Source organism: Rhodococcus sp. NyZ502 (genome assembly GCF_041464245.1).
In the GTDB taxonomy this organism is placed as follows: Bacteria; Actinomycetota; Actinomycetes; order Mycobacteriales; family Mycobacteriaceae; genus Rhodococcus_F; species Rhodococcus_F qingshengii.
In genome coordinates this window covers 2,568,137-2,590,042 of sequence record NZ_CP167155.1, presented here as the reverse complement: position 1 = coordinate 2,590,042, position 21,906 = coordinate 2,568,137, and the positions used below count along the sequence as shown (strand labels likewise).

Here is a 21,906-nt window from a genome sequence, read left to right as displayed (position 1 = left end):
GGGTCCGATCGACAATTCGGACGAAAGTGACATCTCGGGTTTCGATCTGTCGATAGGCTCGACCGTCGACAGATCGAAACCCGAAAGAGGCACTCATGGGATCGTTGAACGACTGGCTTCTCGACAGCGACAGCCCGCTCGTGGGGATTGTGGGTGGCATCCTACTGACGATCGCAATGCTCTCCGGCGGTTCAGGCATGTAACCCACCGCTCCCGATATGGCTCCGCACAGGGTGGACGTTCAGTGCGTGATCCAACGAACATGTTCGTTACGAACATGTTCGTGTACGGTGAAATCATGCCCACTCAGCCAACAGGTACGTCGAGCCGTCGCAATCGTCCGGCCAAACCCGCTCTGACACGCGAGGGCATCGTCAGTACCGCGGTGGAAATCTTGCGGTCGGAGGGCTTGCAGAAATTGACGATGCGTCGACTCGCCCTCGAACTCGACACCGGGCCGGCATCGATGTATGTGTACGTGCGCAACACAGTCGAACTGCATGCCGCGGTTCTCGACGAACTCCTCGGAGTCGTGGACCTCGCCGAAAATTCCTCCGGCACTTGGCAAGCTCGCCTTGAACGGGTGTTGACCTCGTACACGGCCGTGCTGTTCGATCATCCCGGTCTCGCCCAGTCGGCTCTCGTTTCCCGGCCCAGCGGAGTTCACTACGTGCGCCTGCTCGAGCGCCTGCTGGCATTGCTCGACGAAGGCGAAGTCCCTCCAGGTCAGGCCGCGTGGGGCGTGGACTTGCTACTGCAGTACGCGACGTCCACTGCCGCCGAACACTCTGCGCCGAACAATTCCGCCGACGCGGATGCCCGATGGAGCGCGTTGACCGACGCAATCCAGAACGCAAACCCGCAGACGCACCCACTCGTCGCAGGCCATGCAACAGCTCTACTTGCCGGTGAACCCACCGCGCGCCTCTCCTGGGGATTCCGCACGCTCATCACGGGCATCGAGAACACCCCACTCACTTCTTAGGAACCCACCATGAACCACTACCCCATCGCAATCATCGGCGCCGGCCTCGGTGGCCTCACCCTCGCCCGAGTCCTCCATCTCCGCGGAATCGATTCGGCGGTATTCGATCTCGAATCCGGACCGACAGCCAGAACTCAAGGCGGGATGCTCGACATCCACGAAGACTCGGGTCAGATCGCGCTTCGTGCCGCCGGCCTCTATGAGGAGTTCCGCGCCCTCGTTCATCAAGGCGGGGAAGAGACACGCGTCCTCGATCGAAATGCCGTCGTGCACCTGAGCGAGCAGGACACCGGAGACGGCGACCGCCCGGAAATCGACCGCGGCCAGCTGCGTGACCTACTGCTCAGCTCAATTCCGAAGGAAACAATCCACTGGGGAGCCAAGGTCCGCAGTGCTCATCCGTTGCCGGATGGTCGACACGAAGTTCACCTCGCGGATGGAACCCACTTCACCACCGATCTCCTGGTCGGCGCCGACGGTGCGTGGTCGAAAATCCGTCCATTGGTTTCAAACGACACTCCTGCGTACACCGGAATATCTTTCGTGGAGTTCGACCTTCACGACGCCGACAACCAGCACGTGGATGCCGCTGAAACCGTCGGCGGCGGAATGATGTTCGCACTCAGTGCCGACAAGGGCTTCCTTGCCCACCGTGAGACCGACAACAGTCTGCACATCTATGCCGCCCTCCGAGTTCCCGAGAGCTGGGCAGCGAGTGTCGACTTCTCCGACGATCACATCGCGAAGAAGGTTCTGCTGGAACACTTCTCGGACTGGGACGAGTCACTGCGTTCACTGATCGTCGAAGCCGACAGCTCGCTGACCCCTCGCCCCATCCATGCCCTTCCCATCGGCCACAGTTGGAGCCGTACTCCCGGGGTCACTCTGCTCGGGGACGCGGCACACGTTATGTCGCCGTTTGCCGGAGAGGGTGCGAACCTGGCAATGCTCGACGGCGCGGAACTCGGCCAGGCGATCGCTTCGCACAGCAGCACGGAGGAAGGGCTAGCTGTCTACGAAGAGCGACTCTTCCCACGCAGCGCCGCGGCGGCACAACAGTCCGCTGATGGACTGGACATGTGCTTCGGCGAGAACGCACCCCAGGGGCTCGTGGACATGTTCACCTCACTCCCGTGACCTGACAAACTCGGATCAGGTCGTCACGTCCACGTGGGCAAGCGACGAGGACAAACCGCGATGGGCTTCAACTTGATCGAGTAGTTGGTGGGCTTTCTGCTCGACCACGGACACTGCATCGGCACCGGCGACCCAACGACGTGGGGGTAGCGGCGAATCGACAAGTGCCACAAGTGCCGCGGCAAGTTTCACCGGATCCCCGCCCTGGGCACCGTTCATACTCTTCCACGCTTCGACGGTCTCGCCGGTCCGAGCGTCGTAATCGTCTATCGACAATTCCGGCCAGACCGACGACGCACCCTCGACAAGCAGTTCGGTCCGGAAGAATCCCGGCTCCACGATCATCGTCCCGATTCCGTACGGTTCGACATCGAATTGCAATGATTCCATCCAACCCTCCAGCGCAAACTTCGACGCCGCGTAGGCTGCGCAAAACTCCTGACCAACCAGGCCCGCAAGCGAGCTGACAGTCACGACACGTCCACTCCGTTGCCTACGCATTACCGGCAACACCGCCCGTGTCACATTGATCGGCCCGAAAAAGTTGGTCTCCATCTGAGCGCGAAGTTGCGCCGGACTGACAACCTCGAAGAACCCGGCGTAGAAGTTTCCGGCGTTGTTCACCAGTACATCGATTCCACCAAATCGTGCAACTGCCGTGTCCACCGCAGCATATGCGGCTTGTTCGTCGGTGATGTCCAAGGCAATCACCAACAGGTCGTCATGCGCACCGATCGCTGCAGAAACACGGTCCGCATCACGCCCCGTTGCCACCACCGCGTGCCCGGCGGCAAGAGCCGCCTGAGCAATATCGACTCCCATCCCCCGGCCTGCGCCGGTTACGAACCAGACCTTCTTGTCACCCATGTTCACTGTCCTCCCGTTTGATGGAGTCCAGTACAGAACAGATTCCACGGGCCTGGGAGTGCCTATCGTTCCCGGTAACAGCAGACCCCCTCGACGCCCCTCCTACTCGCGAAGAGTCGTCAAGAAGGCAATGCGGTCGCCGCGGTAGAGCGAGCGAACCCGCTCGATCGGCACACCATCCGGGTCGACAGACGTCCGGTGCAATAGAAGCATCGGCATCGAGGTGGTGGACTCGACGAGCGTTGCCTCCCGCGGTGAAGCGAGCACCGTCTCGATCCGTTCGGTTGCGGAGGCAAAGACCACGCCGATGGAACGGATAGCCGCGTACAGCGACGTCGTCGCATCGAAAGCGTCGAGCATCTCACCGAACCTGCTGTCCGGCAAGAACGTTGATTCGAGTCCGATCTTCTCTCCGTCGGCGAAGAGAACACGCTCGAGATGAACGACGCTGTCACCTGGTTCGATACCCAATTCCGTGGCGAGACCGTCGTCGGCCGACATTCGTTCGAAGGTCACAACCTTACGACTGGGCACTCGCCCAGCGCTCAGAGCACCCTCGGTATAGGAACGAATCGATAGCGGCTGAACCAACTTCGGACTCGCGACGACAGTGCCCCGCCCCCGCCGCTCGATTCGCCCTTCGACAAGAAGATCACGAAGCGCTTGACGGACCGTCTCGCGAGCGACTGTGAACCGCGCCGCCAATTCCCGCTCGGACGGGACTGCGTCGCCCTCCTCGAGCCCACTGAGAATGGTCTCGATCTCGGTGCGCACCCGGTAGTACTTCAACTCCGGTTCGATCACGACGCTCGAGGTCCCCGGCCCGGTGGACGTCTGCTGATTCATGGCGCAAGCGTACAAGAATTCGGTCTATACCAATTGTTAACCTGGAGTTCGTCTCGATTCCCCCTATTGGTCTAGACCAAACGTCACTATCTCTACATGCGAATTTTGATTGTGGGCGGAGGGATCCTCGGAACGGCGCACGCCGACGAGGCAATCCGTCGGGGACACGACGTCATCCATCTCGAACGTGAGCCCGAAGCCCGCGGTGCCACGGTACGGAACTTCGGCCTCGTCTGGGTATCCGGGCGAGCCCCGCACGAACTCGAAGCTGCGCTGCGCTCGCGCGAACTGTGGGCAGACCTTGCCGCCCGTGTCCCCGGCGTCGGATACCGCCCAGCCGGCTCCATCACCCTCATGCGCACCGAGGAGGAGGTCGCGGTCGCGCAGGAAGCGTTCTCTCGGCCGGACGCCGACAACCGAGGGTTCGCGCTTCTGGATCCCGACGCCGTTCGCGTCGTCAACCCCGCGCTCCGGGGCAAGTTTCTCGGCGGACTGCACTGCACGCTGGACGCCGCTGTCGAGTCACGGCAAGCGCTCCCCGCCATCCGTTCTTACCTCGAATCCACCGGCCGTTACACTTTCCACGCCGGAACGGAAGCCCGCGAGATCACGACGACCACCTCCGGCGCACACATCCGCGACGACCACGGTCGCAGCTTCGACGCCGATCTCGTGATCGTCTGCCCCGGAGCAACACTCGGCGGATTGGCTCGCGATCTCGCCGGCGATCTCCCGTTGCGCCGTGTGCGCCTGCAGATGATGCAGAGCGCCCCACTCGGCGAAAAGCTCACCACCGCAATCGCTGACGGTGACAGCTTCCGCTACTACCCCGGTTTCGCCGGATCTGCCCTCGATCACCTCCGCACAGTGCAGCCGCAGGAACCGACTGCCGAGGAGCACCGCATGCAACTCCTGTGCGTGCAGCGCTTGCACGGCGGGCTGACCATCGGCGACACCCACGAATACGAGGAACCCTTCGACTTCGATGTCGACGAGGCGCCCTATCGCCATCTGTCCGGAGTCGTGGAAACACTTCTGGGACGCGATCTTCCGCCAATCGTCAAGCGTTGGGCGGGCGTCTACAGCCAGTGCATCGACCCCTCACAACTTGTTCACCGCGCACAAGCCGCCGACAACGTCTGGGTGGTTGCCGGCCCCGGTGGCCGCGGTATGACGCTCGGCCCGGCACTGGCGGAACAAACCGCCGACCAGCTCGGTCTCTGAATCTCTCCGACAAGAAAGACTTCTCATGTCTCCGATCACCCTTGCCGTTCTCGACATGGCCGGCACCACCGTCGCCGACGACGGACTGGTTCTTCGCGCCTTCGCTGCCGCCGCTGAAGCCGGCGGACTGCCCGCCGAAGGCCCGGAAGCCGACGCCGCTCGCCAGTACGTCCTCGACACGATGGGCCAGTCGAAGATCGTCGTGTTCCGGGCGATCATCGGTGACGAAGACCGCGCCCAGGCCGCGAACGCGGCCTTCGAAACCACGTACGACTCCCTCATCGACCAGGGCCTGGCGGAGCCTATCCCCGGCGCCGAGAAAGCCATCACCACTTTGCGCGAGGCCGGCATCAAAGTTGCCTTGACCACCGGGTTCAGCCGATCGACGCAGGACAAACTCCTCGTCGCGCTCGGCTGGGAAACCCTCGCCGATCTCACCCTCTCCCCCGCCGAGGCCGGTCGCGGTCGCCCGTACCCGGACCTGATTCTGACTGCCCTGCTCAAACTTTCGATCGACGACGTCCACCAGATCGGCGTACTCGGCGACACGTCCAACGACGTGCTCAGCGGCATTCGTTCCGGCGCATCCGTCGTCGCCGGAACTCTGACCGGCGCACACGACGAGCAACAGCTTCGCGACGCCGGAGCCACCCACATCGTCCCGTCCGTGACGGAGTTCGCCGAACTCCTCACCCACTCCTGATCTCACCTCCGAAAAAGGAATCGTCATGCGTCTACGCCCGAGCATCGCTGCGGCCGCTCTCGCCGTGTCCGTCCTTTCGTTCACCACTGCCTGCGGTGGCACCGGCACTGCTGCCGGATCAGATACCGAGACCGTCACCGTCTACAGCGCCGACGGCCTGTCCGGTTGGTACAAGGGAAGATTCGACGCCTTCACCGCGCAGACCGGTATCGCCGTCAACCTCGTGGAAGCCGGATCCGGCGAGGTCGTCTCCCGCGTCGAAAAGGAGCAGTCCAACCCACAGGCAGACGTGATCATCACGCTGCCCCCGTTCATCCAGAAGGCCGACGCCCAAGGTCTGCTCGAGCCCAGCGGAATCGACACCTCCGCCGTTCCTACCGACGAGAAGGACGACGCCGGCAAGTACGTACCCGTCGTCGAGAATTACCTCTCGTTCATCGCCAATCCGACTGCATCACCCGCCCCACAATCTTGGGACGATCTGCTCACTGACCAGTTCAAGGGCAAGTTGCAGTACTCCACGCCCGGCCAGGCCGGCGACGGTACCGCGGTGCTCTTGCTGCTCCAGCACCTGATGGGTAAGGAAGGAGCACTCGACTACCTCGGAAAGCTCCAGGCCAACAATGTCGGGCCGTCGTCCTCCACCGGAAAGCTCCAGCCCAAGGTCAGTAACGGAGAGCTGCTGGTCGCCAACGGTGACGTCCAGATGAACCTCGCCTCCATCGCCGACGACGGATCGAAGTTCGACATCTTCTTCCCCGCTGGAGCCGACGGCACTCGCACCACCATTGCACTGCCCTACGTAATGGGCCTCACCAAGAGCGCACCGAGCAGCGAACAAGCCAAGAAGTTGATGGAGTTCCTGCTCTCCGAAGAATCCCAGAAGACCGTCGCCACCGATGCACTCGGCGTATCGGTCCGCGAGGACGTCCGAAGCGCTGCCGGTGAATCCACCGACAAGAACACGCCTTCCGGAGTTCTGCAGGGCGTCAACGTGTGGACCCCGAACTGGAACGACGTCCTCAGCTCGCTCGACGCCGACATCGCCGCTTACCAGAAAGCCACCGGGAGCTGATCATGGCAAGAACCAGACTGGGGCGGACGCTCCCCGAGACCGTCGGTGTTCACGGAGCGATCGAACATTCCGCTCCGGCCATCACGTTCGATCGTGTGAACGTCGCCTACGGCCGCGGGAAGACCGCAACCCATGCACTCGTCGATTTCAATCTACGAGTGGCGCCGGGTGAAACTGTGGCACTGCTGGGGCCCAGTGGATCCGGCAAGTCGACCGCCCTGAAGGCCCTCGCGGGATTTGTCCGCCCCACGTCCGGTTCCGTCAAGCTCGGCACCCGAGACATCACCAATCTGCCTCCCGCACGACGCGGTATCGGCGTCGTCGTCCAGTCGTACGCTCTCTTCCCGCACATGCGAGTATCCGAAAACGTAGCCTTCGGACTCCGAGCCCATCGCGTGCCGCGGTCGGAGATCGGCACTCGCGTGGCCGAAGCCCTCGACATGGTCGGGATGTCGGCGTACGGAAAGCGGCTTCCCCGTGAACTTTCCGGCGGTCAACAGCAGCGAATCGCCATTGCCCGAGCGTTGGCAATTCGCCCTGGAGTACTCCTCCTCGACGAACCACTGGCCGCCCTGGATGCTCAACTTCGCGAGAGCATGCTCGGCGAACTGGCGAGACTGCGCGCAGCACTACCTGACACAGCCATGCTCTACGTGACGCACGATCAGAGTGAAGCCCTGGCGCTCGCAGACCGAATCGCAGTGATGCGCAACGCCAGACTCGCGGACATCGACACCGCTGAGACCTTGTGGAAACGTCCGCCGTCCAGCTTCACCGCGGCGTTCCTCGGGGGTGCCAACCTGCTGCCCTGCACCGTCACACGCGTTATCGGCACCTCCGCGCTGGTCTCGATCGGTGGCACGCCGTTCACTGCTCACGCCCCGCAGCCCGAGATCGGGCACATCGAATGGGAGTCCGACATGGACGCCTACCTGTGTGTTCGTCCACACGCGGTAGCCGTAACCGGCCTCGGCGCACGAGGATCATTCCCGGCGCGCATCGTCTCGAGCGTCTGGCGCGGTTCCACGACGCGTCTGACGCTGGCTGTACGTGGCCTCGACGATGTCCGCGTCGACGCGGATGTTCCAGGGCACGACGAACGACCGGTCGACACCGAAGTGGGCGTCGTCCTGCCCACGGACGGCAGTGTCCTGGTTCCGGCGGATCGCCACCCATGACGACAACCCTGGAACGCCCCGAAACCGCTGCGCCCCAGCACAAAGACCCGATCCCGTGGCGCCGGATCGGCTGGACGCTGCCACCACTGCTTCTTGTCCTCGTGTTTGCTGTCTATCCCACCGCACGTGTCCTCACGGAATCTCTGAGCACCGCAGATGGCACCGGGTTGTCCACGTGGTCTTCGGTGCTCGGTTCGGAACTGTTCAGAACCGCGCTCTGGCGGACCATCCAAATCGCCGTGGCGTCGACCCTGGGTTGCCTGATCCTGGGAACCTTCCTCGCCTTGGTGCTTGCCTTCGTTCCGTTCGCCGGATCCAAGGTGGTGGGGCGATTGATCGACACGGTGCTCGCCCTGCCGTCTTTCCTGATCACGCTGGCGTTCACGTTCCTGTACGGGACAGCCGGCGCCGTCAACGCCTTGATCGTCCGCATCACCGGCGATGCGAGCGGCCCACTGAATTTCCTCAACACTCCGTTCGGTGTGATCGCGGCCGAAATCACTTTCTTCACACCCTTTGTCGTGCGTCCACTATTGGCAGCGTTCACCCAGATTCCGCGTGAACAACTCGACGTGGCAGCCAGTCTCGGCGCGTCACCCGTCCGAGTTCTGCGGCAGGTGGTGATGCCGGAAGCGTGGCCGGCCCTCCTGGCCAGTGGATCGCTCGTGCTTCTGATGACGCTGAATGAATTCGGCATCGTGCTCTTCACCGGGGCTAAAGACGTCGTAACTCTGCCGGTCCTCATCTACACCCGCGGCATTGTCACCTTCGACTTGCCCGGCGCAGCAGTGATCGCGACGGTCCAGGTCGCACTCTCACTCGGCCTGTACTGCCTCTACCGATTCACCTTCAACAGATTGATGGGAGGCAGCCGTGCTGCTGTGGACACGAAGCTCTAGGGCCCTCGTACTCGGATTCTTCACCCTGGTCGTCGCGGTGGTTTTTGTCGCGCCCATCGCCACCGTCGTCGCGGCTGCCTTGGCCGGATCGTGGACCGGTCCACTTCCGTCGAATCTCGGCGGCAAGAACTTCTCCACGGCGCTGTCCGACGAGAACTTCGCCAGCCTGATCGTCAGTTTGCAGACTGCATTCATCGCGGGGGCATTGGCATTGATCGTCGGAACGTGGGCCGCGCTGGCCGCGCGTGAGGCACCGATGTGGCTGCGGCGCATCACCGATGCCGTATTCCATTTACCGATTGCGGTTCCGTCGGTCGCGATCGGCTTGGGTCTGCTCATCACTTTCAACGAGCGCCCGCTACTGCTCGGCGGCACCAAGTGGATCGTGATTCTCGCTCACACGGTTTTGGTGCTTGCCTTTGCCTTCAGTTCCGTATCGGCCGCGCTCGAACGGCTCGATCCCGCCTACCGTCAAGCTGCCGAATCACTCGGCGCCGGCCCGGTGCGGGTGCTGACACGGGTAACGCTACCGCTGCTGCTCCCAGCGTTGGGTGCGGCCGCCGGGCTTTCCATCGCACTGTCGATGGGTGAGCTGGGCGCAACGGTCATGGTCTACCCGGCGACATGGAAGACCTTGCCGGTCAGCATCTTCGGACTCACCGACCGTGGCCAGGTATTTCTTGCCGCAGCAAATACGACACTGCTGCTTGCAGTCACCCTGGTCGCCCTCATGGTGGTCGGCAGAATTCGTCGGCGCTGACCTTGCTGTGCGCCTTTATTAACCGCCGGGGGTTAATAAAGGCGCACAGCAGGGGTTTATCCCTTCCGCAAGATGTACCGCTGAACCTTGCCACTCGGGGTCTTGGGCAGGTTCGGAACAAAGTGCACCGTGCGTGGGTACGCGTGCGCGGCGAACTTCTTCTTCACCAACGTCTGCAGTTCCTTCTCGAGTTCGTCGTCGCCGTCGACGCCTTCGCGAAGAACGACGAACGCCTCGAGAACCTCACCGCGCAACTCGTCGGGCATGCCCACCACGGCGGCCTCGATGACGTGCTCGTGCATGACCAGCACGCTCTCGACGTCGAAGGGACCGATGCGGTAGCCCGCCATGATGATGACGTCGTCGTCGCGCGAGGAGAAGAAGAAGAATCCGTCCTCGTCCGTCATTCCCGCATCACCGGTGATGTACCAGCGGCCGTCTTCGCTGAATCGCTGCTTCGTCTTCTCCGGCGCATCGACGTACCCGGTGAACCACATCAACGGGCTGTTGTGAGTATCGATCGCCACGCGGCCCTGAGTGCGGGCCGGTGCAATGTCATCCGAATTGTCTTCCAGCACAGCGGCAGACCAACCCGGCAACGGACGACCCATGGATCCGGGACGGACATCGTCGCGAAGTCCGTCGGCCCAGGCGTTGACGATGAACATGCCGTGCTCGGTCTGGCCGTAGTGATCACGGACCTCGACGCCCAACGAGTTCTTCGACCACGCAACAACATCCGGAGTCAAGGGCTCACCGGCCGAGGAAGCGCGGCGCAGCGAGATGCCTTCCGGAACGGGAGCCTTGTCGGCACGCAGACTGCGGTAGACAGTCGGAGCGGCGGCAAAATTGGTGACACCGAACTTCTCGATGATCTGCCACGTCAGCGGCGCGGAGAATCCGGCGTGCAGCAGCAAGCTTCGCGTGCCGGCGGCAAGCGGGCCGAGCAACGCGTAGTACAGCCCGTACGCCCAGCCCGGGTCTGCGGCGTTCCAGAACACGTCGTCCTCTCGGACGTCGAGGCCGAACTCCTGGTATGCGTGGAACGAGGCGAGCGCGCGCACCGGAACCGGCACGCCCTTGGGTGTTCCCGTGGTGCCACTGGTGAACAACTGCACCATCGGTGCGTTGCCGCCGACTGCCTGAGCAGCGCCCTTCGGGTCTTCGGCATCCTGAGCTGCGACAAGTGCGTCGAAGTCCAACTCGTCACCGGCCGCGCCGCCCGCGACGATGACCTGCCACGCTGCGTCGGCGGGGATGTCCTCTCCCGGCGCGAGCTTCTCGAGCTGATTGGCGTCGGAAATGACCACCTTCGCGCCACTGGCCGTCAAGCGGAAAGCGATGGCCGGCGAAGCGAACGCCGTGAACAAGGGCACGTGGACCGCTCCGCGGCGCCAGATTCCGAGGAGCGCGACCACCAGGTCCGCAGACTTACCCATCAAGGTCGCGACGTTGTCACCCGGCTCGACTCCGAGGTCGGCCAGAGCTGCCGCGAAACGCGCCGACTGCTCACGTAGATGACCGTAAGTGAGGTCCACCGAGCTAAGGTCTGCCTCGACGACGGTGAATGCAACGCCATCCGCGGGATGCCGATCGCAGAGCAATTCTGCGGCGCTGGCATGCGGGGTGTCGTACTGGTCCAGCAGCTCGCGCACCCGTGCGGTGGGATCGGTGCTCATCAACTTGCTCCTTATCGATCGTCGTATGGTTGGCCCGACCGGTTACGTTGGCGGCTCGTCATACGTACTGTTCACCCCCTATGATCTAGCTCACAAGAGAACTTCACTACCCCCAGAAAGGGGTACCTGCGTGAACCGACATGCTTCGTCACTTCTGCGCCCCCGCGACGGGGACGCAATGCGAGGTGAACTCCGAACAATCGCAGCTCAGGGCGTTGTTCCCGTGCTGTTCGGAGGCGAGGTCCAGGACGGAACCCTGCACCTGAGCGAATTCGTCGGCACCCGCACCAACAACCTCAAGGGCTTGGCCATCCCGCCGCGCTCGGGCATGGGCGGACGCGTCGTAGCCCAGGGTTCACCGATCACCGTCAACGATTACGGCAATTCGCAGTCCATCACTCATCACTTCGACCGTCCTGTTCTCAGCGAGGGCCTGCATTCGATCATCGCCGTTCCGGTCATGGTTTCGGGAAAATCGCGCGCTGTGCTCTACGCCGCGATCCGCGATTCCGCTCCGTTGGGTGACCGCACAGCAGACGTCATGGTCGGCGCATCCCGGCGTCTCGGGATGGAGTTCGCCATCCGCGACGAAGTCGATCGTCGCCTGCAACTACTGCAGGCCGCCGCCGCGACTACCGCCGACGGTATGTCTTCGGAAGAGATCCGCGGAGTCCACGCCGAACTACGCAGTGTCGCCCAGACCGTCACCGACACCGACTTGCAGACCAAACTCCGCGGACTCTCCCAGCGTTTGGCCAACCTGCTGCGTCCCACCGCCGACGCCGAATCCGACGTCACGCTCACACCGCGTGAAGTGGATGTTCTCTCTCAGGTCGCACTCGGCTGCACCAACATCGAAGCCGGCCAACGGCTTTCCCTTCGCCCTGAAACAGTCAAGAGCTATCTGCGAAGCGCGATGGGAAAGCTGGACGCGAGCTCACGCCACGAAGCCGTGGTGACCGCCCGGAGGTTGGGACTGCTCCCCTGACGGGTCAGTAGCCTTCAGGCAGGGCGGTGAGCATGTCGCGGGTGACTGCGACGGCGTTGTCCGAACTTCCGCCCCGCACAACCAGAGTCGCGAAGGCCAGGTTCCCGCGATAGCCGACGAACCACGCGTGCGATCCCCCTTCGACCTCGGCTTCCCCGGTCTTGCCGTACACCTCACCCTGATCTTCGACGCGTTCTGCAGTACCGCTGGTGACCACGAGTCGCATCATTCCGCGCAGGCCGTCGACCATGGCGGGCGAGATCGCCGGGCGCTCGCCGTCGATGGTGGTTTCGCGCCCTGAAATCAGTTGCGGCACCGGAGTCGAACCGTTCGCGACCGTCGCCGCTGCCATCGCCATTCCGAACGGACTGACCACGACCTTTCCCTGACCGAACCCGTCTTCGGTCCGCTGCACCAGGTCCGACGCCGGCGGCACCGAACCGGAATCGATCGGCAATCCCACCACGTTGTAGTCCTGGCCGATGCCGAACTGCGCTGCGGCAGTGGTCAACGTGTCTGGTTGCATCTCGCTGGCCAGCTTGGCGAAGGACGTGTTGCACGAACGCGCGAAGGCCGTTGCCATCGGCACCGTGCCGAGTGAGAACTCGTTGTAGTTGGGGACGCTGCGCTCACCGATCTCGATCCGGCCAGGACATGGCACCATCGTGTCGGGGGTCGCCTGACCGGTCGAAATTGCGGCGCCTGCCGTGATGATCTTGAACGTCGAACCGGGCGGGTACTGACCCATCGTCGCGACCGGTCCGTCGCGGTCTGCTGCCTTGTTCTGTGCGACAGCCAGGATCGCCCCACTCGACGGTTCGATGACCACCATCATCGCCTGATCCTTGTTCACGTTCACGGCACGCTGAGCAGCGATCTGAATGTTGCGGTCCAAACTGATACTGAACGACGGAACAGGTTGCGGCGCAGTCTCGGTCAGCACATCGGTGTCGACGCCGTTCTGGTTGACCGTGACGACACTCCAGCCGGCTTTGCCGTCGACCTCGTCGATGATCGTCTTCTTGATCTGCCCGAGAAGGTCAGGCGCGAACTCCGGGTCCGTCGAGACGAGATCCGATTCGTCCGAGACAGATACTCCCGAGATGGCTCCCAGTTGCGCCGATACCTGGTCGTAGTCGTCACTGCGCAGGCGGGTCACCAGATAGTCGCCCTTGACGGCCGTCGAGGATTCGGCGATCGATTGACCCGTCAGCGAAGAATCGAACCGACCGAGAACACTTGCGAGACTGTTCGCGGAACCGATGATGTCGTTGCTCTTGGAGCGATCGAACTTCACTCGGTAGACAATTCCCGGCACCAGGACATCCGTGCCCGAATGCTCGTTGACCCGCGCTCGCGGCGCCGCGGTTGCCCGCAACGACATCGTCTGCTTGTCACCGAGGCGCGGATGAACGTCCGTCGAACTCCACCGGACGGACCAGTCACCGTCCTTGCGTCCCATCTGCAGCTCGCCGTCGTACGTCCACACACGGTCTTTCGGAAGGTGCCACTCGTAGGTGTAGCCGACCGTCGCTGTGTCACCGTTCATCTTCACCGACGTCGTCTCGGCAGTCATCGACTCGGCCTGGAGCGCATCCCAGGTGTCACTCAATACAGGACCCGCGGAATCAGGCCGGTCCGTCAGTTTTGCTGCCTCGTCGAAATCCCTGTCACCGAACGCACTCAGGAACTGCTGCGCGACGGGCTCGGGGCCGGCGGGTTTCGGAGTACACGAGCTGATCCCCACCGCCAAGAAAATCACGGTGCAGGAGGCCAACAGTTGGGCCGAGCGACTACGAGAGAAATGCCGAGTGTTCATCGAGCCCCATAGTAGGGCGACAAATGCTCCACCCAGCGTAGGCGCGACCATTGCACGCAGCTTGTACGGTCAGTCGAGCAGCACCGTCGAGAAGGTCGCGACCTGTCGGAACCCCACCCGCGAATAGGTCGACCGCGCAATCGTATTGAAGCTGTTGACGTACAGGCTCGCAATGCGACCGGTCGCCATGATCGACTCCGCTACAGCCGCTGTACCGGTCACGCCGAAGCCCTGCCCACGAAATTCCGGGTTGACCCACACACCCTGGATCTGGCCACAGCGAGCAGACATCGAACCGACCTCCGCCTTGAAAACGACCTGGCCGTCCTCGATGTGCGCCCACGCTCGACCAGCGGCGATCAGGCTAGCGACACGGTGCCGGTATCCGCGCCCACCGTCGTTGGCACGCGGGTCGACTCCGACCTCTTCGATGAACATCGCGATCGCGGCAGGCAGATAGATCTCGAGTTCGTCCGAGCGAACCTGCCGGACCAGTGGATCCGACGGGCACGCCAGCGGCTCGGAAACCGCGAGCAACGGCTGTTCGGGGCGCACCTCCCGCGCAGTTCCCCAGTCGAGCTCGAGCATCTCCCACAGCGGCAACGCCAATTCGGCGCGGCCGACCACCGACGAGCACATGCGCGGAATCCGACAGGCACGGTCGGCGAATGCCCGAATGTCATCCGGATCGCCTCGAAGCGGAACCAGATTCGCCCCGGCAAAGCACAGTGAGGACAACGGCCCGCCTCGACTCCACAGCTCGCCGTGAATCATTCGTGGGTCGACGCCGCATTCTTCGACGCGCGCGGCAATCATGCAGGCCGCCACCGGATCGGCGTCGAGTACCCGTCGGACGTCTTCGAGATCTCGACTTCCGACCTGCTTGGCTCCGAGGAGTTTGAGCATCCGTCAACCCCCTCGACTCGACTGCGCGTCCACGAATATCACTACCCGATCATGATGCACTCAGATTGCCACGAACCTGACACCGACGGGGAAGATTCATCCGGCAATCACTCAACTCACGGTGACGACCGGCGCACCCTCCGAGGCGTCACCCTCCATGCTTTCGGCAATTTTCATCGCCTCTTCGATCAACGTCTCGACGATCTGCGCCTCGGGCACCGTCTTGATGACCTTGCCCTTGACGAAGATCTGGCCCTTGCCGTTGCCGGACGCCACACCGAGGTCGGCCTCACGCGCTTCACCCGGTCCGTTCACGACGCAACCCATGACTGCCACGCGCAGCGGAATCTCCATGCCTTCGAGGCCGGCGGAGACCTCGTCGGCAAGCGTGTAGACATCGACCTGTGCACGGCCACACGAGGGGCAAGAGACGATCTCGAGCTTGCGGGGACGCAGGTTCAGAGACTGCAGAATCTGGTTACCGACCTTGATTTCCTCGGCCGGCGGGGCCGAGAGCGAAACCCGGATCGTGTCGCCGATACCCTCCGCGAGCAGCGCACCGAAGGCGACCGCGGACTTGATCGTGCCCTGAAACGCCGGCCCTGCCTCCGTGACGCCGAGGTGCAACGGGTAATCGCATTTGGCGGCGAGTTGGCGGTAAGCCTCGACCATGATCACCGGATCGTTGTGCTTGACGGAGATCTTGATGTCACCGAAGCCGTGCTCTTCGAACAACCCGGCCTCCCACAGCGCGGACTCGACCAACGCTTCGGGCGTCGCCTTGCCGTACTTCTCCATCAACCGAGGATCGAGCGATCCCGCGTTGACACCGATACGGATCGGAATGCCTGCGTCACCGGCAGCCTTGGCCACCTCTTTGACACGGCCGTCGAATTCCTTGATGTTGCCCGGATTGACGCGCACCGCAGCGCATCCCGCATCGATTGCCGCGAAGATGTAGCGCGGCTGGAAGTGGATGTCGGCGATAACCGGGATCTGGCTCTTCTTCGCAATGATCGACAACGCGTCCGCGTCTTCCTGACGCGGGCAGGCGACACGAACGATGTCGCAACCGGACGCGGTCAGTTCCGCGATCTGCTGCAGCGTTGCATTGACGTCGTGCGTCTTCGTGGTGCACATGGACTGCACCGAGATGGGGAAATCGCTGCCCACACCTACCGTGCCGACCTGCAGCTGCCGTGTCTTGCGTCGAGGAGCAAGAATCGCTGCGGGTGCCGAGGGCATTCCCAGTCCGATAGGGATGGTCACGTCTGTGCCTTCTTTCATAGCTTCACTGCAAGTTTAGCCGGGCGATCGCCGCACTACCGCGCGGCAACCGTCACCCTTCTCACACGGTCAGAAGATCTTGATCGGATTGACGATGTCAGCCGTGAGTGTCAGCAACATGAACGCGCCACCGATCACGATGAATACGTAAGTAATCGGAAGGAGTCTGGTGTAGTCGACCGGGCCGCCGGGAATCAAGCCTCGGCGGGCGCGGAACCAATCACGGATCTTCTCGTAGAAGACCACCGCGATGTGACCGCCGTCGAGCGGCAACAGCGGCAGAATGTTGAAAACACCGAGGAAGAAGTTGATCGATGCGAGCAGTCCGACGAACGTCGCCCACTGTGCACGGTCCGCCGCTTCACCGCCGATCACGCTGGCACCAACCACGCTGATCGGTGTGTCCTGGGCGCGTTCGCCGCCCGTGATCGACTCCCACAGAGCCCCCACCTTCGACGGAATGTCAGCCAACGCCTTTACCGAGTCGACCATGATCTGGCCGGTGAAGTCGAAGGCGGCCGGAACAGCAGTGAGCGCGTTGTACTCGATCAGATTGCTGACACCCTCAATTCCGACAGCGCCTACCTTTGCCAGTTCCGGCGTTGTGCTGCCGTCTTTGGCTACGTAACGCTCAACCGGCGATACGTCGACCGGAACTTGAACAGTCTCGTCGCCGCGCTCGACTGTGAGCGTGACTGTCCCGGACTTGTCGCGGATCGCCGCGGAAACCTTGGCGAAAGTGTCCGTCGGTTGACCGTCCACCGCGACGATCCGATCGCCGGCAGCAATTCCGGCTGCCTCCGCCGGGCCGGTACCGGTGCAATCCGCGAGTTTCCACCCCTGATCCTGTCCGAGCTGCGTCGGAGCAACACACGTCACGCCCTTGACAACAGGCGGTGCCGGCTCCGTACTGGTTCGACCCCAACCGAGGAGCAATGCGTAGATCAGGAGGAACCCGAGAATGAAGTTCATCGCGATACCGCCGGACATGACGACGACGCGCTTCCACGCCGCCTTCTTGTACATCGCGTGCGGCTCTTCTTCAGGCGTCATCTCGTCGAGGGCCGTCATGCCCGCGATGTCGCAGAATCCGCCCAGCGGCAGCGCCTTGAGGCCGTACTCGGTCTCACCTCGACGGAACGAGAAGATTTTCGGTCCGAAGCCGATGTAGTAGCGGCGAACCTTCATTCCCAAAGCCTTGGCCGTCCACATGTGACCGGCTTCGTGCAGGGCGATGGACACGCCGATGCCGAGGGCAAACAGCACTACGCCCAGTGCAAAAACCATGAAAGCTCTAGCCCTCCTGCTTCACGAGCTGACGCGCTCGTGTGCGTGCCCAGCCGTCTGCGGCCAGAACGTCGTCCACGGTAACCGGTTCTGCGGACCATTGACCTGCATCGTCGAGAACAGCAGCCACCGTGCGGACGATCGCCGGGAAGGAAATGACACCGTCGAGGAATGCCTGAGCCGCCACTTCGTTGGCCGCGTTGTAGATCGCGGTGAAGCAACCTCCGGATTTTCCTGCGCTTCGCGCCAGATCGACGGCTGGGAACACCGACGAATCGAGCGGCTCGAATTCCCAGGTGGAGGCGGTGGTGAAGTCGCATGCCGACGCCGCACCTTCGATGCGGTCCGGCCAGCCGAGAGCGAGAGCGATCGGGAGCTTCATGTCCGGTGGACTCGCCTGTGCCAGCGTCGATCCGTCGAAGAAGGTCACCATGGAGTGCACGATCGATTGCGGATGCACGGTGACGTCGATGCGGTCGTAGTCGATCCCGAACAGCAGGTTCGTCTCGATCAACTCGAGGCCCTTGTTGACCAGAGTTGCCGAGTTGAGGGTGTTCATGGGGCCCATCGACCAGGTGGGGTGCGCTTTTGCCTGAGCCGGATTCACACTTTCGAGCTCCTCGGCGCTCCAGCCACGGAACGGCCCACCCGAAGCGGTGAGAACCAACCGGGCCACCTCGTCGCCTGTTCCACCACGTAGGCACTGGGCAAGCGCCGAATGCTCCGAGTCGACCGGCACGATCTGACCGGGGGCGGCGGCTTTCGTCACCAGCGCTCCGCCGGCGACAAGCGATTCCTTGTTCGCCAGCGCCAGGCGCGCTCCCGAGTTCAAAGCCGCCAGTGTCGGTTCGAGTCCCAAAGAACCGACGAGCGCATTGAGGACAACATCGGCACCGCTGTCCCGAACCAGTTCCGTCACGGCGCTCGGTCCCGAACGGGCGGTTACCGATTCCAGCGCCGATGCCGCTGCAGGATCGGCGACGGCGACGTCCGTGACGCCGGTTGCACGAATCTGTTCGGCCAACAACTCGACGTTGTTGCCGCCCGCTGCAAGACCGACTACTTCGAAACGGTCGGGGTTGGCAGCGATGACCTCCAGCGCTTGGGTACCGATCGAACCGGTACTGCCGAGGAGGAGGACGCGGGTACGTGTGGTTTCCTGCACTCGCCCATTGTTCCTGATAACACCTGAGAACAACCTTATCGACGCCCAACTACGTACGACAGGCAGTCGTATGTCACCATATTGGGCAGTAGTGCAACCGAATGAGCAGGAGGATCGACCGTGGCCGATACCCAGTTGGACGTCAAGTCCAGCGCCCCCGTCGTGGTCTCGCACGTCGATGAGGCCGAGGTTCCCTCTGCCGCATGGGGGTGGAGTGGTGAAGGACTCAAGTTTTTCCGTTTCCTCGGATGGTTCTTCGCAATATTCCTGCTTCTGATGATGATCGGAAACCATCACGGCAAGGTCGAGGATCTGTGGCTCATCGGCACCGCCGGATTGATGATCTTCATTCTGGTCCGCGACATCGTCATCCGTCGCCGCCCGCGCTAGAAACCTGACAAAGAGAAGGCCTCCACGAACGAAAGTTCGTGGAGGCCTTCTCTTTACGTGTTTCAGGCCTGGAACGTTTCAGTTCTCGGCTGCCAGCTGGCCACAGGCTGCGGCGATTTCCTGACCGCGCGTATCGCGCACCGTGCACGAGACGCCCTGGGCGATGACCCGACGCACGAACTCACGCTCGACGTCCTTGGGGCTCGCGTCCCACTCGCTGCCCGGAGTCGGGTTGAGCGGAATCAGGTTGACGTGCACCAACCCGCCGAGTGCTTTCTTCAGCTTCTTGCCCAGCATGTCCGCGCGCCACGGCTGATCGTTGACGTTCTTGATCATCGCGTACTCGATGGACACACGGCGACCGGTCTTGTCTGCGTAGTACCGGGCAGCCTGAAGTACCTCCGACACTGACCAGCGATTGTTGACCGGGACAAGAGTGTCGCGCAGTTCGTCGTCCGGTGTGTGCAGCGATACCGCCAGCGTGACGCTCAGGCCTTCGTCAGCGAGCTTGCGGATAGCGGGAGCGAGGCCGACGGTCGAGACCGTGACGGACCGCTGAGACAGGCCGAGGCCGTCGGGTGCAGGCGAGGTGATCCGTCGTACCGCTGCCACCACGCGCTTGTAGTTCGCCAAAGGCTCGCCCATACCCATGAACACGACGTTCGAGAGGCGTCCGGGGCCGCCGGCAACTTCACCGTCGCGCATGGCAGCCGCTGCCTCGCGAACCTGATCGACGATCTCGGCGGTCGAGAGGTTGCGGTCGAGGCCGCCCTGACCCGTCGCACAGAACGGGCAGGCCATTCCGCAGCCTGCCTGACTCGAGATGCAAAGTGTTGCCCGGTCGGGATAGCGCATCAAGACGCTTTCGAGCAGCGTTCCGTCATGTGCCTTCCACAGGGTCTTGCGAGTGTCGCCCGAATCGCACGCGAGGTGCTTGATCGGGGTCAACAAGGTCGGGAACAGCGACTCCCCAACCTTCTCGCGCACCGATGCGGGGAGATCGGTCATCTTCTCCGGATCGGCTTCGAGCCGCGCGTAGTACTGACGCGCCAGCTGATCGGCCCGGAAAGCCGGAAGGCCGAGCTCTTTCACCGCTTCTTTGCGCTCGGCGGAATCGAGATCGGCGAGGTGCCGTGGAGGCATTCCGCGCTTGGGTGCAGTGAAAACGAGGGGAAGAGAGGCAGCCATAGTTACACCATTGTCCCATTGTTTTGGGGTGCTACCCCACTGCCACCCGATTGTGGCCGGATTACCCGTGCAACTTCGCGCAGGTTGAGTGATGATCATGTCATGTCAACCACACCAGAGGATCCGTCGAATTCCCCCGTGTACGGCCCAGCCGACGGTTTCGGTCCCGATCCGGAACTTCCGAAGGTGGGCGAGGACAAGGCAGTGGAAAAACACGATCCGGAACCGACACCGACGCCTGAACCGGTGCCGACCGGAACGTCGGTCACCGACCGAACCAGAGCTGCGACGACCTGGGTTGGCCTGGTCATAGGCGCAATTGTGCTGATCTTACTGCTGGTGTTCATCCTGCAGAACCTCGAGAGCGTCTCCGTCAAGATCCTCGCCTGGCAGATCGACTTTCCGCTCGGAATCACGATCCTGCTCTCCGCGATCGCGGGCGCATTGATCATGGCGTTGGCAGGCGGGGTTCGCATCATTCAGATCCGGCGCGCAGCGAAGCGGCAGATGTGACTGAAATCTAGTTACGCAATTGGGTCGATCGATGGGCCAGCAGGCATCATTGATGTCGTGGAAATCACCGGAAAGGCCCTGATGTGACTACTCACATGGAGAGACCTGTGACCTCGCGAATTGCCCCACAGCAGGCAAGATCCTGGCTCCTCGTCCCCGCGTCCAAACCGGACACCTTCGACGCCGCACTCGCGAGTGCGGCCGACGCCGTCATTCTCGACCTCGAGGATGCCGTCACCGCACCCAACAAACCGGCGGCCCGCCGCGACGTCGCCGCATTCCTGAGCGAACACAATCACGCCTGGGTTCGGATCAACGACGCCACGACACCGTTCTGGGAAGAGGATCTGGCCGCACTCGCGGGCCTCCCCGGACTCGAGGGTGTCATGCTCGCAAAGACCGAAAGCGGTCAGCAGGCCGACGCCACGGCCGAGCGACTTCCCGAAGGCACCAAGATTCTTGCTCTCGTCGAATCCGCGGTGGGACTCGAGGCTGCGCCCGAGATCGCACGCACAGACGGCATCTTCCGTCTCGCATTCGGCAGCGGCGACTTCCGGCGCGACACTGGGATGGACGACTCCCCCACGTCGATGTCGTACCCGCGTTCGCGGCTCACCATCGCCAGCCGCGCGGCACGCATCGCTCCGCCGATCGACGGTCCCACGCTCGGCCCCGATCTGGATCTGCTCGCCCGAGACTGTGCGATCACCTTGTCACTCGGTATGGCCGGCAAACTCTGCATGACCACCGCGCAGACTGCCCCCGTCAACGCGGGACTGAGTCCATCCGTGGCCGACGCGATCTGGGCTCAGAATGTCATCGACGATCTCGGCGAAGACGGCTCACGCGTGCGCGACGGCAGCGACCTGCCCAAGCTCGCCAAGGCGAAGAAGATTCACAAGCTCGCCACCCTGTTCCACATCCCCACCGATCACTGATTTTTTTACTACTGAATCGGTGCAGAAAACGTCAGGCGCTCAAGTCGGAGCGCCTGACGTTCGTCTTTCGAG

Annotated in this window: 21 protein-coding genes; 12 read left to right on the top strand and 9 right to left on the bottom strand. The window is 62.8% G+C overall.

All coding sequences use genetic code 11. The annotated features are described in order from the left end of the window. The first annotated feature begins 298 nt into the window (after nt 1–298). Both ACBG85_RS12125 and ACBG85_RS12120 read left to right on the top strand, forming a co-directional pair. Entirely contained in the window at nt 299–985 is a 687-nt protein-coding gene (locus ACBG85_RS12125) for a TetR/AcrR family transcriptional regulator C-terminal domain-containing protein (protein WP_372027566.1), read from the top strand. A 9-nt stretch (nt 986–994) separates the two neighbouring features. Continuing rightward, nucleotides 995–2,122 (top strand): NAD(P)/FAD-dependent oxidoreductase, encoded by a 1,128-nt coding sequence (locus tag ACBG85_RS12120; RefSeq protein ID WP_058226314.1) that lies wholly within the window; start codon nt 995–997, stop codon nt 2,120–2,122. Nucleotides 2,123–2,137: 15 nt separating this feature from the next. Here the strand turns inward: ACBG85_RS12120 and ACBG85_RS12115 are convergent, their stop codons facing one another. Next, on the bottom strand, nt 2,138–2,989 hold the full coding sequence (locus tag ACBG85_RS12115) for an SDR family oxidoreductase (RefSeq protein ID WP_058226315.1): 852 nt from the start codon (nt 2,987–2,989) through the stop codon (nt 2,138–2,140). Nucleotides 2,990–3,091: 102 nt separating this feature from the next. Beyond that, nucleotides 3,092–3,835 carry a GntR family transcriptional regulator gene (locus tag ACBG85_RS12110; RefSeq protein WP_007734901.1) on the bottom strand — a complete coding sequence of 248 codons (744 nt, stop codon included), beginning with the start codon at nt 3,833–3,835 and terminating at the stop codon, nt 3,092–3,094. A gap of 96 nt (nt 3,836–3,931) precedes the next feature. Between ACBG85_RS12110 and ACBG85_RS12105 the strand changes: the two genes are divergently transcribed. The 6 genes from ACBG85_RS12105 to ACBG85_RS12080 are packed head-to-tail and all read left to right on the top strand — an operon-like array spanning nt 3,932 to nt 9,674. Beyond that, nucleotides 3,932–5,059: a TIGR03364 family FAD-dependent oxidoreductase gene (locus tag ACBG85_RS12105; protein ID WP_007734899.1), complete on the top strand. Its 1,128-nt coding sequence runs from the start codon at nt 3,932–3,934 to the stop codon at nt 5,057–5,059. Between the two features lie 25 nt (nt 5,060–5,084). Beyond that, complete coding sequence (locus ACBG85_RS12100; protein WP_372027563.1) at nt 5,085–5,762, top strand: phosphonatase-like hydrolase; 678 nt, start codon at nt 5,085–5,087, stop codon at nt 5,760–5,762. Between the two features lie 25 nt (nt 5,763–5,787). Beyond that, nucleotides 5,788–6,837, top strand: coding sequence for a 2-aminoethylphosphonate ABC transporter substrate-binding protein (locus ACBG85_RS12095; RefSeq protein ID WP_372027561.1), 1,050 nt, complete (start codon nt 5,788–5,790; stop codon nt 6,835–6,837). Between the two features lie 2 nt (nt 6,838–6,839). Next, nucleotides 6,840–8,015 (top strand): ABC transporter ATP-binding protein, encoded by a 1,176-nt coding sequence (locus tag ACBG85_RS12090; RefSeq protein ID WP_162113634.1) that lies wholly within the window; start codon nt 6,840–6,842, stop codon nt 8,013–8,015. Continuing rightward, on the top strand, nt 8,012–8,914 hold the full coding sequence (locus ACBG85_RS12085; protein ID WP_214514393.1) for a 2-aminoethylphosphonate ABC transporter permease subunit: 903 nt from the start codon (nt 8,012–8,014) through the stop codon (nt 8,912–8,914). The genes ACBG85_RS12090 and ACBG85_RS12085 overlap by 4 nt, the downstream gene beginning before the upstream one ends. Further along, entirely contained in the window at nt 8,889–9,674 is a 786-nt protein-coding gene (locus ACBG85_RS12080) for an ABC transporter permease (RefSeq protein WP_058226319.1), read from the top strand. Before ACBG85_RS12085 ends, ACBG85_RS12080 begins: the two co-directional genes overlap by 26 nt. 56 nt (nt 9,675–9,730) lie before the next feature. Here ACBG85_RS12080 and ACBG85_RS12075 read toward each other — a convergent pair whose 3' ends face one another. Then, nucleotides 9,731–11,353, bottom strand: coding sequence for an AMP-binding protein (locus ACBG85_RS12075; protein ID WP_003942743.1), 1,623 nt, complete (start codon nt 11,351–11,353; stop codon nt 9,731–9,733). Between the two features lie 178 nt (nt 11,354–11,531). On the opposite strand from ACBG85_RS12075, the gene ACBG85_RS12070 reads away from it, so the two are divergent. Next, nucleotides 11,532–12,341, top strand: coding sequence for a LuxR C-terminal-related transcriptional regulator (locus ACBG85_RS12070; protein WP_042450799.1), 810 nt, complete (start codon nt 11,532–11,534; stop codon nt 12,339–12,341). A gap of 4 nt (nt 12,342–12,345) precedes the next feature. Here the strand turns inward: ACBG85_RS12070 and ACBG85_RS12065 are convergent, their stop codons facing one another. The 5 genes from ACBG85_RS12065 to dxr all read right to left on the bottom strand — a co-directional run bounded on the left by ACBG85_RS12065 (nt 12,346) and on the right by dxr (nt 18,805). Further along, nucleotides 12,346–14,160, bottom strand: a complete 1,815-nt coding sequence (locus ACBG85_RS12065) for a penicillin-binding transpeptidase domain-containing protein (RefSeq protein ID WP_214514394.1) — start codon at nt 14,158–14,160, stop codon at nt 12,346–12,348. A gap of 69 nt (nt 14,161–14,229) precedes the next feature. Beyond that, nucleotides 14,230–15,066 carry a GNAT family N-acetyltransferase gene (locus ACBG85_RS12060; protein WP_003942692.1) on the bottom strand — a complete coding sequence of 279 codons (837 nt, stop codon included), beginning with the start codon at nt 15,064–15,066 and terminating at the stop codon, nt 14,230–14,232. 111 nt (nt 15,067–15,177) lie between these two features. Continuing rightward, complete coding sequence (ispG, locus tag ACBG85_RS12055; protein WP_007734888.1) at nt 15,178–16,335, bottom strand: flavodoxin-dependent (E)-4-hydroxy-3-methylbut-2-enyl-diphosphate synthase; 1,158 nt, start codon at nt 16,333–16,335, stop codon at nt 15,178–15,180. Nucleotides 16,336–16,422: 87 nt separating this feature from the next. Beyond that, on the bottom strand, nt 16,423–17,640 hold the full coding sequence (locus ACBG85_RS12050; RefSeq protein ID WP_007734886.1) for an RIP metalloprotease: 1,218 nt from the start codon (nt 17,638–17,640) through the stop codon (nt 16,423–16,425). Between the two features lie 7 nt (nt 17,641–17,647). Then, a complete protein-coding gene (dxr, locus tag ACBG85_RS12045) occupies nt 17,648–18,805 on the bottom strand; it encodes a 1-deoxy-D-xylulose-5-phosphate reductoisomerase (RefSeq protein WP_064073702.1) in 1,158 nt (385 codons plus the stop codon). Nucleotides 18,806–18,925: 120 nt separating this feature from the next. On the opposite strand from dxr, the gene ACBG85_RS12040 reads away from it, so the two are divergent. Beyond that, on the top strand, nt 18,926–19,195 hold the full coding sequence (locus ACBG85_RS12040; protein ID WP_003942762.1) for a DUF2631 domain-containing protein: 270 nt from the start codon (nt 18,926–18,928) through the stop codon (nt 19,193–19,195). A 78-nt stretch (nt 19,196–19,273) separates the two neighbouring features. Here the strand turns inward: ACBG85_RS12040 and rlmN are convergent, their stop codons facing one another. Further along, on the bottom strand, nt 19,274–20,383 hold the full coding sequence (gene rlmN, locus ACBG85_RS12035; RefSeq protein WP_003942816.1) for a 23S rRNA (adenine(2503)-C(2))-methyltransferase RlmN: 1,110 nt from the start codon (nt 20,381–20,383) through the stop codon (nt 19,274–19,276). A 102-nt stretch (nt 20,384–20,485) separates the two neighbouring features. On the opposite strand from rlmN, the gene ACBG85_RS12030 reads away from it, so the two are divergent. Together ACBG85_RS12030 and ACBG85_RS12025 are read left to right on the top strand one after the other, a co-directional pair. Then, the gene (locus ACBG85_RS12030; protein ID WP_020969349.1) at nt 20,486–20,896 is read left to right on the top strand and encodes a lipopolysaccharide assembly LapA domain-containing protein; all 411 of its coding nucleotides are present in this window, start codon (nt 20,486–20,488) and stop codon (nt 20,894–20,896) included. Between the two features lie 95 nt (nt 20,897–20,991). Then, the gene (locus ACBG85_RS12025) at nt 20,992–21,834 is read left to right on the top strand and encodes a CoA ester lyase (RefSeq protein ID WP_030244636.1); all 843 of its coding nucleotides are present in this window, start codon (nt 20,992–20,994) and stop codon (nt 21,832–21,834) included. Nucleotides 21,835–21,906 lie beyond the last annotated feature (72 nt).

Coding starts and splice junctions, on each gene's coding strand:
- ACBG85_RS12120 (WP_058226314.1), top strand. CDS start 995: ATGAACCACTACCCCATCGCAATCATCGGCGCCGGCCTCGGTGGCCTC.
- ACBG85_RS12105 (WP_007734899.1), top strand. CDS start 3,932: ATGCGAATTTTGATTGTGGGCGGAGGGATCCTCGGAACGGCGCACGCC.
- ACBG85_RS12115 (WP_058226315.1), bottom strand. CDS start 2,989: ATGGGTGACAAGAAGGTCTGGTTCGTAACCGGCGCAGGCCGGGGGATG.
- ACBG85_RS12095 (WP_372027561.1), top strand. CDS start 5,788: ATGCGTCTACGCCCGAGCATCGCTGCGGCCGCTCTCGCCGTGTCCGTC.
- ACBG85_RS12060 (WP_003942692.1), bottom strand. CDS start 15,066: ATGCTCAAACTCCTCGGAGCCAAGCAGGTCGGAAGTCGAGATCTCGAA.
- ACBG85_RS12100 (WP_372027563.1), top strand. CDS start 5,085: ATGTCTCCGATCACCCTTGCCGTTCTCGACATGGCCGGCACCACCGTC.
- ACBG85_RS12075 (WP_003942743.1), bottom strand. CDS start 11,353: ATGAGCACCGATCCCACCGCACGGGTGCGCGAGCTGCTGGACCAGTAC.
- ACBG85_RS12065 (WP_214514394.1), bottom strand. CDS start 14,160: ATGAACACTCGGCATTTCTCTCGTAGTCGCTCGGCCCAACTGTTGGCC.
- ACBG85_RS12125 (WP_372027566.1), top strand. CDS start 299: ATGCCCACTCAGCCAACAGGTACGTCGAGCCGTCGCAATCGTCCGGCC.
- ACBG85_RS12025 (WP_030244636.1), top strand. CDS start 20,992: ATGGAGAGACCTGTGACCTCGCGAATTGCCCCACAGCAGGCAAGATCC.
- ACBG85_RS12030 (WP_020969349.1), top strand. CDS start 20,486: ATGTCAACCACACCAGAGGATCCGTCGAATTCCCCCGTGTACGGCCCA.
- rlmN (WP_003942816.1), bottom strand. CDS start 20,383: ATGGCTGCCTCTCTTCCCCTCGTTTTCACTGCACCCAAGCGCGGAATG.
- ACBG85_RS12110 (WP_007734901.1), bottom strand. CDS start 3,835: ATGAATCAGCAGACGTCCACCGGGCCGGGGACCTCGAGCGTCGTGATC.
- ACBG85_RS12090 (WP_162113634.1), top strand. CDS start 6,840: ATGGCAAGAACCAGACTGGGGCGGACGCTCCCCGAGACCGTCGGTGTT.
- ACBG85_RS12085 (WP_214514393.1), top strand. CDS start 8,012: ATGACGACAACCCTGGAACGCCCCGAAACCGCTGCGCCCCAGCACAAA.
- ACBG85_RS12050 (WP_007734886.1), bottom strand. CDS start 17,640: ATGGTTTTTGCACTGGGCGTAGTGCTGTTTGCCCTCGGCATCGGCGTG.
- ACBG85_RS12070 (WP_042450799.1), top strand. CDS start 11,532: ATGCGAGGTGAACTCCGAACAATCGCAGCTCAGGGCGTTGTTCCCGTG.